The organism is Pseudomonas sp. GW821-FHT02H06, from assembly GCF_059421525.1.
In genome coordinates this window covers 230,827-246,407 of sequence record NZ_JBWKVD010000005.1, presented here as the reverse complement: position 1 = coordinate 246,407, position 15,581 = coordinate 230,827, and the positions used below count along the sequence as shown (strand labels likewise).

At 60.7% G+C, this 15,581-nt stretch carries 12 protein-coding genes and 1 tRNA gene; 1 reads left to right on the top strand and 12 read right to left on the bottom strand.

All coding sequences use genetic code 11. The features are described 5' to 3' along the window. The first annotated feature begins 271 nt into the window (after positions 1-271). Positions 272-358 (top strand) — tRNA-Leu (locus tag AC07VF_RS11140). Positions 359-432: 74 nt separating this feature from the next. Here AC07VF_RS11140 and AC07VF_RS11135 read toward each other — a convergent pair. The 12 genes from AC07VF_RS11135 to AC07VF_RS11080 all read right to left on the bottom strand — a co-directional run bounded on the left by AC07VF_RS11135 (position 433) and on the right by AC07VF_RS11080 (position 15,542). Then, complete coding sequence (locus tag AC07VF_RS11135; protein WP_495008519.1) at positions 433-2,367, bottom strand: methyl-accepting chemotaxis protein; 1,935 nt, start codon at positions 2,365-2,367, stop codon at positions 433-435. A 162-nt stretch (positions 2,368-2,529) separates the two neighbouring features. Next, on the bottom strand, positions 2,530-3,822 hold the full coding sequence (locus AC07VF_RS11130) for an adenylosuccinate synthase (RefSeq protein WP_122533816.1): 1,293 nt from the start codon (positions 3,820-3,822) through the stop codon (positions 2,530-2,532). Between the two features lie 54 nt (positions 3,823-3,876). Continuing rightward, complete coding sequence (locus AC07VF_RS11125; protein ID WP_495008520.1) at positions 3,877-5,064, bottom strand: ATP phosphoribosyltransferase regulatory subunit; 1,188 nt, start codon at positions 5,062-5,064, stop codon at positions 3,877-3,879. Between the two features lie 290 nt (positions 5,065-5,354). Then, a complete protein-coding gene (gene hflC, locus AC07VF_RS11120) occupies positions 5,355-6,224 on the bottom strand; it encodes a protease modulator HflC (RefSeq protein WP_122533818.1) in 870 nt (289 codons plus the stop codon). Beyond that, entirely contained in the window at positions 6,224-7,405 is a 1,182-nt protein-coding gene (hflK, locus tag AC07VF_RS11115; protein ID WP_192171092.1) for an FtsH protease activity modulator HflK, read from the bottom strand. Before hflK ends, hflC begins: the two co-directional genes overlap by 1 nt. A 96-nt stretch (positions 7,406-7,501) precedes the next feature. Beyond that, positions 7,502-8,803, bottom strand: coding sequence for a ribosome rescue GTPase HflX (gene hflX / locus AC07VF_RS11110; RefSeq protein WP_192171093.1), 1,302 nt, complete (start codon positions 8,801-8,803; stop codon positions 7,502-7,504). A 12-nt stretch (positions 8,804-8,815) separates the two neighbouring features. Further along, positions 8,816-9,076, bottom strand: a complete 261-nt coding sequence (gene hfq, locus AC07VF_RS11105; protein WP_019691505.1) for an RNA chaperone Hfq — start codon at positions 9,074-9,076, stop codon at positions 8,816-8,818. 105 nt (positions 9,077-9,181) lie between these two features. Beyond that, the gene (gene miaA, locus AC07VF_RS11100) at positions 9,182-10,153 is read right to left on the bottom strand and encodes a tRNA (adenosine(37)-N6)-dimethylallyltransferase MiaA (RefSeq protein WP_495008521.1); all 972 of its coding nucleotides are present in this window, start codon (positions 10,151-10,153) and stop codon (positions 9,182-9,184) included. After that, complete coding sequence (gene mutL, locus AC07VF_RS11095; protein WP_495008612.1) at positions 10,153-12,108, bottom strand: DNA mismatch repair endonuclease MutL; 1,956 nt, start codon at positions 12,106-12,108, stop codon at positions 10,153-10,155. The genes miaA and mutL overlap by 1 nt, the downstream gene beginning before the upstream one ends. Positions 12,109-12,134: 26 nt before the next feature. Next, positions 12,135-13,574, bottom strand: coding sequence for an N-acetylmuramoyl-L-alanine amidase (locus AC07VF_RS11090; protein ID WP_197983590.1), 1,440 nt, complete (start codon positions 13,572-13,574; stop codon positions 12,135-12,137). A 13-nt stretch (positions 13,575-13,587) separates the two neighbouring features. Further along, positions 13,588-14,058, bottom strand: a complete 471-nt coding sequence (gene tsaE, locus AC07VF_RS11085) for a tRNA (adenosine(37)-N6)-threonylcarbamoyltransferase complex ATPase subunit type 1 TsaE (protein WP_192171096.1) — start codon at positions 14,056-14,058, stop codon at positions 13,588-13,590. Further along, the gene (locus tag AC07VF_RS11080; RefSeq protein ID WP_495008522.1) at positions 14,046-15,542 is read right to left on the bottom strand and encodes an NAD(P)H-hydrate dehydratase; all 1,497 of its coding nucleotides are present in this window, start codon (positions 15,540-15,542) and stop codon (positions 14,046-14,048) included. Before AC07VF_RS11080 ends, tsaE begins: the two co-directional genes overlap by 13 nt. Positions 15,543-15,581 lie beyond the last annotated feature (39 nt).

The window sequence follows — 15,581 nt, the reverse complement described above, 5'->3', positions numbered from 1 at the left end:
GAAATTGGTAGACACGCCAGCTTCAGGTGCTGGTGACCGCAAGGTCGTGGAAGTTCGAGTCTTCTTCTGGGCACCAATTCAACGAAACCGAGCTTAGGCTCGGTTTTGTGCATTTTGCGGTTTGAAAAGTCAAGCCTGGCAAAACTGCCCTCAGCGTAGATCACTTCTCCCTGCCCTGTCCCACGCGGCAACTGAATCGCTCAACCGCCTCCCGAAGAAATTCAAAAATTCAGTTGCACTCCCAAGAAAAATCTAATTAAATCAGCGCCATGCCCAGATGGTGAAATTGGTAGACACGCCAGCTTCAGGTGCTGGTGACCGCAAGGTCGTGGAAGTTCGAGTCTTCTTCTGGGCACCAAACAAACAAAACCGAGCCAAGTGCTCGGTTTTGTGCTTTCTGGGGGGCTGCAATACCCCGGTCCGTACAGGCGACTACGCGCGGAACTGCCCAAGACTCGCCTTGAGCTGAGCAGCAAGCCTGTCCAGCGTCTTGCCGCTGGCGGTTGTTTCCACCACGGCCTGCGCAGCCTTCTCGGCTTGAGCGTGAATGACTTCTACACGCCCCCGCACCGCTTGCGCGCCTTGAGCCTGATGCTCTGCCGCACGAGTCGCCAAGCCAATCGCCGCATGAACCTGCTCGACAGACAACTGCACCGACTGCTGTAGCCGCGCGCTGTCCTTTAATACCGCCAAGCCTTCTTTGGCCTGACGCCCGGCCAGACCAATCGTTGCCACCGCTTCGCGTGCCCCGGACTGCAGCTTGGCGATGTGTTCCTGAATATCGCCCGTTGAGCTTTGCGTCTTGCTCGCCAACGCGCGCACTTCATCGGCGACAACGGCGAAACCTCGACCGGTCTCGCCCGCACGCGCTGCCTCAATGGCCGCGTTGAGGGCAAGCAGGTTGGTTTGCTCGGCGATGCCATGGATCACTTCCAGCACCACTTCAATCTGCTGGCTTTGCTGCGCCAGCCGCTCGATGACCTGGGAGCCGGTCTCCACCTGCCCGGCCAGCGCCTCAATCAGGCTGCCCACCTGATTGGAGGTGCGTGTGTTTTCATCGGTCGCCTGACGAATGTCCACCACCTGCCGCAATGCTGCCTGCATCGCCTGGCTCTCGGCCTGCGCCTCGTCAGCCATCTGCGCCAGCGCTTGAAGGCTGGCAGCCACTTCATCACGCTGCAACTCGGCGGCAGCGCCGGCGCCCGCATTGCGTTTGCTCATGGCGCCGATCTCAACCCCCGTCTGTTGCGCCACATCGCCCGCCTCTCGAACGATCGGCTGCAATTTGTCTACGAAGCGGTTCACCGCCGCAGCCATATCGCCTATCTCATCGTTGCTGTTGAGTTTGACGCGCTTGGTCAGATCGCCTTCGCCTGCTGCCAGATCATCCAGCGCACGATTGAGCAACTGCAAGCGCAACACGACGCGGCGCCCCAGCACGATGGCCAACACCACCAGCACACCGAGTCCCACCAGAGACAGCCCGACGCCGATTCTCCAGCGCAACGTGGACGCAGCCTCTTGTACGGCGGAACTGGTATTGGTTGCCATCGCAGTGGCCGACGATTGCGCCGTTTGCAGACGCGAGCGCAATGCGGCAGAACTCTCGGCCGCAGCGCCGCCCAGACTTTCCGAAACCAGTTGATCACCGCTGCCGATCAACGCAACGAAGCGTTTGTCCAGCGCCGCCAGATTCTCTTCCACCGACGTGGTCGATACGCCCATGCGTACTTTGCCGATTTCTACGCCGTTGGGGCTGATCGACGCCTCGACGTAATAAACCGAAGGATCCTTCTGCGCCGCATTCAGGACCTTGTCCATGGCACGCTCGCCCTCGCCTTTCGCCAGCAGGGCCTTGATCGATTCGTTCTCGCGATTCAGATAACGCGTCAGGTGCTCACCTTGAGCATCGTCGTAGACCACAAAAAGCACGTTCGGATTGCGTTGCGCACGGCGCGCGAACTCTGACAGCGTCGGCGTATCGCCATCCCACATCGCCCGTGGCGCGACAGCAGCCAGCAGCTCGGCCATGTCCGTCGCTGAATCCCGAAGGTCTTTCTCCAGCGTCGCACGCAGTTGCTTCTGTTCATCTTTCAGACGCGTCGACAGGCCCGCGCTCAGGCGCTGACGTGTATTTTGCGAAAGACTGTCCAGACTGGACGTTACGTCGCCGCTTGCCTGTTCCAGTTCGTCGGCCAAGTGTTGCGAATCTACACTCAGCCGCGCCGCCAGTTCAGCTTCGAGCGCAGTAACGGTGCTCCGAGTGAGGGCGACGGCAACCAGCACCTGCACCACAAGGGCAATACCAAGAGCAATGAATACGGGTCGCAGCAAGCGACTGCGTAGAAGAGAAGTAACAGCCGACACAGGAAATCCCCCACAACACACGCCATTAAAATGTTGGCATCACGTAATACGTGGAATCACAGCAAGGGTCGTGCCGCAGTGGCGGGATTGAATGGAGGTGCAAGCCGACGGACAAAACAAAGGGCCGCCGAAGCGATCCTTTGTTTGTGTTTCAACGACTTATCAATCGAACGGATGACGCAGAACGATCGTCTCGTTGCGATCAGGGCCCGTCGAAATAATGTCGATCGGTGCGCCAACCAGTTCTTCAAGGCGCTTGATGTAAGCGCGAGCGTTGGCAGGCAGCTCTTCCAGGGTCTTGGCACCCAGGGTCGACTCGGACCAGCCCGGCACTTCTTCGTACACCGGCTCCAGGCCGATGTAGCTGTCAGCGTCGGTCGGGGCGTCGATCACTGCACCGTTCTCGTTCTTGTAGCCCACGCAGATGTTGATGGTCTCGAGACCGTCAAGCACGTCCAGCTTGGTCAGGCAGATGCCCGAGATGCTGTTGACGTCGATGGCGCGACGCAGGATAACGGCGTCGAACCAGCCACAGCGGCGGGCACGGCCGGTGGTTGCACCGAACTCGTGGCCACGCTTGGCCAGAAATGCGCCGACGTCGTCGAACAGCTCCGTCGGGAACGGACCCGAACCCACGCGAGTGGTGTAGGCCTTGGTGATGCCCAGGATGTAATCTAGGTACATCGGACCCATGCCCGAACCGGTGGCGATGCCGCCGGCAGTGGTGTTCGAGCTGGTGACGTACGGGTAGGTACCGTGGTCGATGTCCAGCAACGAACCCTGGGCACCTTCGAACATGATGTCTTTGCCGGCGCGACGCATTTCGTGCAGCGTGGCGGTCACGTCGAGCATCATCGGCTTGAGCAGCTCGGCGTATTCCATGCACTCGTCGAGTGTCTTCTGGAAGTCGATGGCCGGCTCTTTGTAGTAATTCACCAGAACGAAGTTGTGGTAATCCAGCAGCTCGCCCAGCTTGGCGGCGAAGCGTTCGCGGTGGAACAGATCACCGATGCGCAGGCCACGACGCGCAACCTTGTCTTCGTAAGCCGGGCCGATGCCACGACCGGTCGTGCCGATCTTGTGCTCGCCACGGGCTTTTTCACGGGCCTGATCAAGGGCCACGTGATAGGACAGGATCAGCGGGCAGGACGGGCTGATGCGCAGACGCTCGCGCACCGGAATGCCTTTCTCTTCCAGCTTGGTGATTTCGCGCATGAGTGCATCAGGCGCAACAACCACACCGTTGCCGATCAGGCACTGCACGCCTTCGCGCAGGACGCCGGACGGAATCAGGTGCAGGACGGTTTTTTCGCCGTCGATCACCAGCGTGTGGCCAGCGTTGTGGCCGCCTTGATAGCGCACTACCGCGGTTGCATGTTCGGTCAGCAGATCAACGATCTTGCCTTTGCCCTCATCACCCCATTGGGTGCCCAGGACTACGACATTCTTACCCATAACACTTGTCCTCATTCGCGCAAACTTGGTGCCGGCAGCGGCCGGCGGGGAAACTCAAGAGGCCAGCGGCATTACCTGCCAAAGCTCGCCCTGCTGAATCAATTGCCGATCGCAGTCGGCGTCTTGCGCCGCTGAAACCGGTTGGCCTGGCAAGGCCTGAACCACACGCTGACCTTCTGCGCGCAGCTGACAGACCTTCTGCCACAGCACCGCATCAGTGCTGTCCGGCATCCAGATACCGCCTGACGGTAGCTCGATCTGCGCCTGACCGCGTGTGACCAGGGTTTTCAAATCGGTGGAAAAACCCGTTGCCGGGCGCGCACGACCGAAGTCGGCACCAATGTCATCGTACCGACCGCCTTGAGCGATCGACTGGCCAACACCCGGGACGAACACCGCAAACACCACACCGGTGTGGTAGTGGTAGCCGCGCAATTCGCCGAGGTCAAAATACAACGGTAGCTCAGGAAACCGGGCCGACAGACGTTCGGCGATTTCCTGCAGATCATCCAGCGCTTCGATGACCGGCGCCGGCGCATTCGCCAGACGGTCGCGAGCCTGCGCCAACACGCTACGGTCGCCACACAGATCCACCAGCGCGCGCAGCATGCTGGCCAGATCCGCCGACAGACCTTCGGTCAACGCAATGACCTCGTCGATGGCTTTGCGCTGAAGTGCATCAAACAGCTGTTGCTCGACTTCGCCGGACAACCCGGCAGCGCGGGCAAGGCCGCGGTAAATCCCGACGTGGCCCAGGTCCATATGGACGTCCGGCACGTCAGCCAGTTGCAGCATCGCCAACATGAGGCTGATGACTTCGACGTCGCTGCTCGGGCTCGCATCGCCGTACAACTCGGCACCCAGCTGGATCGGACTGCGCGAGGACGACAACGCACGCGGCTGGGCATGCAGCACGCTGCCTGCGTAGCAGAGACGGCTCGGGCCTTCACGGCGCAATGTATGCGCGTCGATGCGGGCGACCTGCGGCGTGATGTCCGCGCGGAACCCCATCTGCCGACCCGATTGCGGGTCGACGACTTTAAAGGTGCGCAGATCCAGATCCTGGCCCGCACCGGTGAGCAGCGATTCGAGGTATTCGATGTGCGGGGTGACGACAAACTCGTAGCCCCAGCTCTGAAACAGATCCAGCACCTGACGACGCGCGACTTCAATACGCGCAGCTTCCGGCGGCAGTACTTCTTCGATGCCATCCGGCAGCAGCCAGCGGTCAACCGTTGCCATTACGCCTTTCCCCTATGATCCGGGCGGCCGGCCCTTGGGCAAGCCTTGAGTGAAGCAGACAGCATTCTACGGGCGCAGGACAAGGAAACCTCCCCTGCCTGATGCGCCGCAATAGCGTGAACACTGTCCTCGAAAAAACTGCCGCGCACGGAACACGCCACGGCCAATCAATCGTGCAGACGCAAAAAAGCCGGGAATTTCCCGGCTGCCGCATCATACACACGTTTTGTCGCGCGATCACCCCGACGGGCAGTTTTGCCGCCCGGCGGAGTGATCAAGTGCTGATGCGATTACGGCTTGGACTTTTGCAGATAGCGGAAAAACTCGCTGCCTGGGTCAAGCACCATCACGTCGCTTTTGTTGGCGAAGCTTTCACGGTAGGCGCGAAGGCTACGGTAGAACGCGTAGAACTCCTGATCCTGACCGTAGGCCTTGGAGTAGATCGCGGACGCCTGAGCATCACCATCACCGCGGGCCTCTTCAGACTCGCGATACGCCTCAGCCAACAGAACGCGGCGCTGACGATCGGCGTCGGCACGAATGCCCTCAGCCAGTTCGTTACCCTTGGCGCGATGCTCGCGGGCTTCACGCTCACGCTCGGTGCTCATGCGCTCGAACACGCTGCGGTTCACTTCCTTCGGCAAATCGATGGCCTTGACCCGAACATCGACCACTTCGATGCCCAGCTCTTTGCCGGCCATGGTGTTGAGCGACGCAGTGATGTCAGCCATCAACGCGTCACGCTCACCTGAAACCACCTCGTGCAGGGTGCGCTTGCCGAACTGGTCGCGCAAACCAGACTCGAGACGACGGGAAAGGCGCTCATCGGCGATCTGCTTCAGGCCGGATGTCGCGGTGTAGAAACGCTCAGCGTCCTTCACACGCCACTTGGCATAGGCATCAACCATCACGGCTTTCTTTTCGAGCGTCAGGAAACGCTGAGTCGGCGCATCGAGGGTCATCAAGCGACCATCGAACTTGCGCACCTGATTCACGTAAGGAATCTTCACATGCAGACCTGGCGAAACATCCGCCTGAACCACGCGACCGAACTGCAGGAGCACCGCGCGCTCGGTCTGAGCGACGATGTAGAAGCTGTTCCATGCGACCACGGCCAACACGACGCAGACAATCAGGGCAACCAGAGATTTATTGCTCATCAGCGAGTCTCCCTAGTGCGCGTGTCACGCTGCTGTTGCATGTCCGCTGCCCGTGAGCCCGGGTCTGCCGGTGCAGCAGCTGCGCCGCCGGCGGTAGACGAATTGGAACCGTTACGGCTGCTATCGATCATTTTGTCCAACGGCAGGTAAAGCAGGTTGTTCTGACCTTTGTCGCCGGTCACGAGTACCTTGCTGGTGTTGCTGAAGACTTCCTGCATGGTGTCCAGATACAGACGCTCACGCGTGACTTCCGGTGCCTTGCGGTACTCGGCGACCAGCTTGGTAAAACGGTCTGCCTCACCCTTGGCCCGAGAGACCACTTCATCGCGATAACCGTTGGCGTCTTCGACGATACGCTGAGCCTGACCACGCGCCTCCGGAATCACACCGTTTGCGTAGGTTTCAGCCTGGTTGCGTGAGCGTTGCTCGTCTTCACGGGCGCGGATCACGTCATCGAACGCTTCCTGGACTTCACGTGGCGCCGCAGCGCTCTGCACGTTGACCTGAGTCACGGTGATGCCGGTGCGATAGGTATCGAGGAAGCGCTGCAGCCGCTCCTTGATTTCGCTGGCCATCAACTCACGACCTTCAGTCAGCACCTGATCCATGGCGGTCGAACCGACGACATGACGCAAGGCACTTTCGGTCGCATGCTGCAGGCTGACTTCAGGCTGATCAACGTTCAGCACGAAATCCTGCAGATTGGTAATTTTGTACTGCACGGTCAGTGGCACTTCGACGATGTTCTCGTCTTCGGTGAGCATCTGGCCCTGCTTGCTGTACGCACGTTCGCGCGTCACGTTTTCGAGGTACTTGCGATCGAACGGCGGGAAATAGATGTTCAGACCCGGCCCGACGGTTTCGTAGTACTTGCCGAAGCGCAGCACAACGGCCTGCTCCTGCTCGTCGACCACATAGATTGCGTTGTACAGCCATATGGCGAGCAGCACGACCAGACCGATGCCGAGCAGGCCAAGGCCACCGCCCTTGCTCGATCCACCGCCGCTGCCGCCGCCATCGCCACTGCGTTTCTTGCCACCACCGAACAACCCATTCAGGCTTTCCTGCAGCTTACGGAAGGCCTCGTCGAGATCCGGTGGCCCCTTGCGGTCGCCGCCCTTGCGCTTACCACCCCAAGGATCCTGATTATTCGAGTTGCCACCCGGCTCATTCCAAGCCATAGCGCTCTCCATCTGATAAAGCAAAGACGCGCCCGCGGCGCGCCGACCAATGCTACAGAATGCCCGTCAAAGCGGTACAACCGCTTTGTCAGGCTTTTATTGCAAAGTGTGTTGCTCGATGAATTCGAGCGGCTGCAGTCCTTCGCGACTCACCAGGCGATTGAATTCAACTCGGGGTAACCGAACAGCCAGAAGACTCTGGCCTTCTTCGTCGTGTTCTTCGCTCTGCACCGCGCCCAAGTTGAAAAACTGGGCGCGCAACCGGGCGAACTCCTGCGTCAGGCGCAACGTCCCCACAAAGAGATCATTGCCCAATACTTCGGCGATGGCTTGCCTGAGCAAATCCAGACCGCGTCCGTCACGGGCAGAAACCCAGACCCGCTGCGGCTTGCCATCGGCATCGCGTTGAATCTGCGGCTCCACCCCTTCGAGCAGATCGAGTTTGTTATAGACCTCGAGCATCGGCAAGTCCTGGGCGCCAATCTCGCCCAGCACCACCATGACCTGCTCGATCTGCTCAAGGCGATCGGGCTCGTGAGCGTCGATCACATGCAGCAGCAGATCGGAGTTGCTCGATTCTTCGAGCGTAGCCCGAAAGGCCTCGACCAGCTTGTGCGGCAAATGGCGGATAAAACCCACCGTATCGGCCAGCACAATCGGCCCGAGGTCTTTGACTTCAAGGCGGCGCAGGGTCGGGTCGAGGGTCGCGAACAGTTGATCGGCCGCATAGACGTCGGAGTCGGTCACCGCATTGAACAGCGTTGACTTGCCGGCGTTGGTATAGCCGACGATCGACACCGTAGGGATATCGGCGCGGGACCGGCCACGACGAGCCTGATCACGCTGACTGCGGACTTTTTCAAGCCGGCCCTTGATCTGACGCAAGCGCACACGCAACAGACGTCGGTCGGTTTCAAGCTGGGTTTCACCCGGGCCGCGCAGACCGATACCACCGCCCTGACGCTCAAGGTGAGTCCAGCCACGGACCAGCCGCGTACTCATGTGCTCAAGCTGGGCCAGTTCGACCTGCAGCTTGCCTTCGTGGGTGCGCGCCCGTTGGGCGAAGATGTCGAGAATCAGGCCCGTACGGTCAAGCACGCGACACTCGAAAACACGTTCGAGGTTACGTTCCTGACTGGGTGTAAGGACATGATTGAAGATGACGATATCTGATTTTTCGGTTTTGACCAGGTCGCGTAATTCCTCGACCTTGCCGCTGCCCACCAGATACTTGGCCGTAGGCCGATGTCTTGGCACGTTGACGAACGAGACAATATCGGCACCGGCCGACAGCGCCAGTTCCCTGAACTCCTGCGGATCTTCGCGCGCCTCAGGGTCCTGACCATCCAAGTGAACGAGGATCGCCCGCTCACCACCACTGTGGCGCTCAAAGAACAAAGCAGACTCCTATCAGGCGTTACCTGGCTCGGCGTCAGCCTGCTCGGATTCGGTAGCGCTAGGCAGACGAATCGGGCGGACAGGAACGACAGTCGAGATGGCGTGTTTGTAGACCATTTGGCTGACAGTGTTCTTCAGCAAAATAACGAACTGGTCAAAAGATTCGATAGTGCCTTGCAGCTTGATGCCGTTTACCAGATAGATCGAAACCCCAACCTTTTCTTTACGCAAAGTGTTCAGGTAAGGGTCTTGTAGCGAATGCCCTTTTGACATGTGCCGCACTCCTTTAAGGATCAATAGAATAAATTTCGAAAACGTTGGCTTGGGCCGCTACCTCCCGAAGGCTATCCCCCAAGGATAGACGGCTATTGCAAGGACTCAGCTCAATATGGAGACCGACCCCAGGTATTTCAAGGCGCGTGACAGATTGTCGCTAGCCAGGCTGTCCAACCAGTGCAAATTCTGCCAGCTGCGCAACCAGGTGAACTGCCTCTTGGCCAGCTGGCGCGTGGCAATGATGCCGCGCTCCTGCATCTCATCCCGAGTCAGCTTGCCGTCCAGATGATCCCAGACCTGGCGATACCCTACAGCTCTTATAGACGGTAAATTCGAGTGCAGATCACCCCTCGAACGTAGCGCTACGACTTCTTCAACGAATCCTTCATCAAGCATTTGCCTGAAACGCACAGCAATTCGGTCGTGGAGCACCTTGCGATCCGTCGGTGCGATCGCGAGATTTGCGACAGTATAGGGCAATTGATGACGCCCCGAAGCGCTCGCTTGAGCACTTTGCGCACTTTGTTGTTCACGGTGCGCGGTCATGCTCATTCCGCTCACCCGAAAGACTTCCAGCGCACGAACCAGCCGCTGAGGATCGTTGGGGTGAATTCTCGCTGCCGACACCGGATCGACGCTCGCCAGCTCATCATGCAATGCCTGCCAACCCTGACTGGCCGCTTGCGCCTCAATCTGCGCACGAATCTCGGCGTCAGCCGCAGGCATATCGGCCAGGCCTTCCAGTAGAGCCTTGAAATACAACATCGTGCCGCCCACCAGCAGGGGAATTTTTCCCCGGGCGGTAATTTCCCCCATCGCCTGCAAGGCATCGGTTCGAAAATCCGCCGCAGAGTAGCTTTGGCCGGGGTCGAGGATATCGATGAGCCGGTGCGGATGCTTTTCCAGAAGTGCTTTTGATGGCTTGGCGGTGCCAATGTCCATGCCGCGATAGACCAGCGCGGAATCCACGCTGATCAGCTCACACGGAAGCACCTTGGTCAGCTCGATGGCGAGATCGGTTTTCCCGGCGGCGGTCGGCCCCATCAGGAAGATGGCCGGAGGAAGAGCACTCATCAGCGACCGCGCAGGAATAGTTTGTCCAGATCATCCAGACCCAGCTGAGTCCAGGTGGGCCGTCCGTGGTTGCATTGACCGCTGCGCTCGGTGTTTTCCATGTCACGCAACAAGCCGTTCATTTCCGGAATAGCCAGCCGCCGGTTGGCGCGAATCGCGCCGTGGCACGCCATGGTGCCCAGCAGCTCATTCATGTGCGCTTGAACACGGTCGCTGGTGCCGTACTCCATCAGATCGCCCAGCACGTCGTGCACCAGTCGATTCGCCTCAGCCTGCTTGAGCAGCGCGGGGATCTGCCGGATCGCGAGCGTCTCTGGCCCCAGGCGCTGTAATTCGAAGCCCAGTTGCTGGAAGGTCGTCATATGCTCTTCGGCGCAGTCGGCCTCACGCTGGCTGACCGCGATGGACTCCGGCACCAGCAGCGGCTGACCGCTCAGGCCTTCGCTGGCCATGGCGATCTTCAAACGTTCGTACATGATCCGCTCGTGGGCCGCGTGCATGTCCACCAGCACCAGGCCGTGGGCGTTTTCCGCGAGGATATAAATGCCCTTGAGCTGAGCGAGGGCATAACCCAGCGGCGGCACATCGCCTTGGGAGTCGGGCAACGCGACGCTGCCTGCACCCACCGGAGCCTGTGCGCCGGGCAGCGGGGCAAAGAATTCGCTGTAAGCGGCACGCGCCTCTTCAGCCGGAAGCACCGACGACGGCCGCGGCGTGTACTGATACTGATAACCTGCGCCGCTGCCAGAGCCGGGGGCGGATCCGGCGGGCGGGTTCCAGGCCTGACCCTGCGGCGTCTCGAGCACGTTATTGGCCAGGCGCATTTCGCCCTGGGGCCCGAACTCGCCGGCATCCGGCCCGCTTGGTCTCACCAGCGCGGTGACCGAGGTCGTACCTGCAAGCTGATCCTCAGGCCGTACATCGCCGAGCGCCCGATGCAGCGTTCCGTAGAGGAAATCGTGAACCATGCGCCCGTCTCGGAACCGCACTTCATGCTTGGTCGGGTGGACGTTGACGTCGACGACCGCCGGATCGACTTCGAAAAACAGCACGAAGGTCGGATGCCGGCCGTTGAACAATACGTCGCGATAAGCCTGACGCACCGCGTGGGCAACCAGTTTGTCGCGGACCGCACGGCCATTGACGAAGAAATACTGCAGATCGGCCTGACTGCGGGAGAATGTCGGCAGTCCGACCCAACCCCATAACCTCAAACCGTTGCGCTCGACCTCGATCGGCAGCGCCTGTTCCAGAAACCCGGGGCCGCAAATAGCCGACACTCGTCGCGCACGCGATACGTCATCGCGCGCTTCGTGCAGGCTCAGGACGGTCTTGCCGTTATGGCGCAAGTGAAAGGCCACGTCGAAACGCGCCAGCGCCATGCGCTTGATGACTTCCTGGAGATGATCGAACTCGGTTTTCTCGGCCTTGAGAAACTTGCGCCGCGCAGGGGTGTTGAAGAACAGGTCGCGCACTTCCACGGAGGTGCCGACAGGGTGCGCAGCAGGCTGAACGCGAGAAGCCATGTCGCGGCCTTCGGTCTCGACCTGCCACGCCTGATCAGCATCGCGGGTGCGCGACGTCAGGGTCAGACGGGCCACGGAGCTGATTGATGCCAGCGCCTCACCCCGGAAGCCAAGGCTCATGACGCGCTCAAGATCTTCCAGATCGCGGATTTTGCTGGTGGCATGTCGGGCCAGCGCCAGGGGCAGGTCATCCGAAGAAATGCCGCCACCGTCGTCGCGAACCCGCAGCAGCTTGATGCCGGCCTGCTCAACGTCGACATCGATACGACGCGCGCCGGAATCGAGGCTGTTTTCGAGCAGTTCCTTGATTACTGATGCCGGTCGCTCGACGACCTCGCCCGCAGCAATCTGGTTGGCAAGCCGTGGGCTGAGCAGCTGGATACGTGCGGCTTCTGCCGCAGGTAAGTCGGCGCTGACGCTGACATCCAGCTCCTGATCACCGAGCAACAGGTCAGTCACGGCTCACCTGCCAGTTCTGCGCTGGGGATTCTCAGTTGCTGGCCGACTTTTAATTCGTCAGAACTCAGATGATTGGCGGTGCGAAGCATCGGCATGGTCATGTCGTAGCGCGCCGCGATCATGCTCAGCGATTCGCCGGGACGGACCGTGTGCTCGCGCGCACCCATGGCGAGTTTGCCGTTGTCCCGCAGCCAGGCGATGTACGTACCTTGCGGCGGATTCTGCTGGAAGAACTGCTTCACGCCGGCGGTAATGGAACGCGCCAACGCCTGCTGGTGGCTTGCACCTTCCAGCTTGTTCGCTTCCGCCGCGTTGGAGATAAAGCCGGTCTCGACCAGAATCGACGGAATGTCCGGCGACTTCAGCACCATGAAGCCAGCCTGCTCGACGCGGGATTTGTGCAACGAGGTCACGCGGCCGATGTTGGTCAGAACCTTCTGGCCGACGTTGAGGCTTGAAGTCAGCGACGCGGTCATCGACAGATCAAGCAGTACGCCGGCGAGCATGCGGTCTTTGTCATCGAGGCTCACGGCCCCGGCGCCCCCGATCAAGTCGGAACGGTTTTCACTGTCCGCCAGCCAGCGTGCGGTCTCAGAAGTCGCGCCGCGCTCGGACAAAGCAAACACCGACGCCCCGAACGCCGCCGAGGAAGGCGCCGCGTCGGCGTGAATGGAGACGAACAGATCAGCGCCCTTGGCCCGTGCGATTTCCGTGCGCTTACGCAGCGGGATGAAGTAGTCGCCGGTGCGGGTCAGCTCTGCGCGATAGCCCTTCTCGCCGTTGATCTGGCGCTGCAGCTCCTTGGCAATCGCGAGCACGACGTTCTTTTCTTTCTCACCGCGGCCGCCGGACGCGCCTGGGTCTTCGCCGCCGTGACCGGCATCGATGACGACGACGATGTCACGCTTGCCATTCGGCACAGGGGTGAGTTTGATTTCAGGCTTGGACGGGCTGACCGGGACCGCGGGCGTCGCCGGAGCAGCGGTGGCCGGGGTATCGGCAACCGACGGCGGCGGATTGGCATCGGCGGCGTTGTCGTACAGATCGACGACCAGACGGTTGCCGTATTGCTGGTTCGGCGCGAGGGTGAAACTCTTTGGTGTCACCGCCTTTTTCAGGTCGATGACCACGCGCAGGTCGTCAGGCGTGCGCTGCGCCGAGCGCATGCTGGTGATCGGCGTATTGGCCGTCGGCACATTCAACGCGCCACCCAGGGTGGCGCCATTGATATCAATGACCAGACGATCAGGGGACTGCAGCGTGAAGACGCTGTGCTGAACGGGGCCAGACAGGTCGAAAACCAGCCGAGTGTTATCCGGAGCACGCCATAAGCGGACACTTCGTACCTGTGAAGCGGCCAACGCGTCGACAGCCAGTGTCGCCAGCAGCAGTCCAATCACAGTAACCAGCGCGCGCATGCGCATACCAAACCCCATATCTAATGAATTTCTATTTAAACGACGGCGCCAAAGCGGCACACCACTGCTCACCACGGGAGCTTTTAGGGCTCAGCGTCAGCGCTCGACCTTGATCGAGCGGCCTTATGGTAATGATCAGGTCAGGCTTTGGCAAAAAGCCTGCACCAAGATTGGGCCATTCGATGAGACAAAGGGCATCGCCTTCGAAATAGTCCCGGATGCCGAGGAATTCTAGCTCTTCTGGATCAACAAGTCGGTAGAGATCAAAGTGATACGCGCGGTTTCTCCCAATTTCGTAAGGTTCTACCAGCGTAAACGTCGGACTTTTAACCGCGCCAGTATGGCCAAGGCCGCGAATGATCCCTCGGGACAGCGTGGTCTTGCCCGCCCCCAGATCGCCCTCCAGAAAAATAATCCCATTGCTTTCAGTCACTTGGGCAATACGTGCGCCGAAGTGGGTCATGGCCTCTTCACCCATGAGCTCCAGGGTTAGCTCAGACACGGTTGGTGCTCCTCCAGAAGCTGGCGAATAACAGGAATCAGATCAGCGGCAGCAAGCCCTCGCCCGCTGGCGCCACATTGCTCACCGGCGAGGGCGTGCAGCCAGACGCCCAGACAGGCAGCGTCGTAGGCGGTCATCTTTTGCGCCATCAGCGCGCCGATGACACCGGACAGCACATCGCCCAGCCCGCCGGTCGCCATCGCCGGATGGCCATGATTGGCCAGTGAGAGGTCACCGGCAGGGTTGGCGATCAGGCTGCCGCTGCCTTTTAAAACGCATACAGCGTTAAATTTTTTAGCCAGCGCCCGCGCCGCAGCCGGACGATCGGCTTGAATGTGTTTGGTATCGGTGCCCAGCAGCCGCGCGGCTTCGCCAGGATGCGGGGTGATCACGCAGCCATCGGGCAACTGCACCGCGCCGGTCGCCAGCTCATTCAATGCGTCGGCATCCCAGACCTGCGGCAACGGCGCGTTGGCAGCCGCCGACAACAGGCTTTTCCCCCAACTGTGCTGACCGAGGCCCGGACCGACCACCAGCACCGACGCGGGCTCGATCAAGGCGCGCAACTGGTTGGCCGAGCTGATGCCGGCGCTCATGACTTCGGGGAAACGCGTCAGCGCGGCGCTGACATGTTCCGGCCGCGTCGCCAGCGTGACCATGCCCGCGCCGGTGCGCAGCGTGCTTTCAGTGGTGAGCAATGCCGCGCCGCCGAAGCCCCGATCGCCGCCCACCACCAGCACGCGGCCGAACATGCCCTTGTGCGCAGTGCGTGAGCGAGGGGCCAGGGTAGGCAGATTGAAGGTATCCAGCCGTCTGACGCTCACTGGCGTCTGCCGAATGATCTCGGCGTCCGCCTGCAAGTCATCGAACACCAGCTCACCCACCAGCTCGGGCGCATCGCCGGTGAACAGCCCGACCTTGAGGCCGATGAAGGTGACGGTCAGATCGGCGTGAACGGCACAGCCGAGGGTTCGCCCCGTGTCCGCGCACAGTCCCGAAGGGAGATCGACGGCCATGACGGGCAACTCACTGTCGTTGATGACTTCAATGGCCGCAGCGTAAGGCGCGCGCACGTCGCCCGTCAGTCCAGTCCCCAGTAACGCGTCGACCACGATGCCGGCCAGCGCCTGCTGTTGCCATGACTGAATATCGACATTGGCGGCGACGGCCTCTTCATAGGCCGAACGGGCATCGCCGGCCAGCGCGTCGCAATCACCCACGGCCAGCACGTTAACTTGCCAACCGGCACGTCGGGCCAGCGCAGCAATGAGATAGCCGTCACCTGCGTTATTGCCGCGACCGGCCATTACGGTCAGCTGTTTGTCCTCAGGCCAACGGCGGCGTATTGCCCGCCACGCGGCATGGGCGGCCCGTTGCATCAGCTCGAAGCCGGGCGTGCCGGCGGCAATCAGGCGCGCATCGAGGTCGCGGACCTGAGCGGCGCTGTACAGTGCGTCGGGAAATGGGGGTTTGCTGTGCAACATGCGTCTTTGGGCTCCGATGTCTGGCAGAATTATACGCAC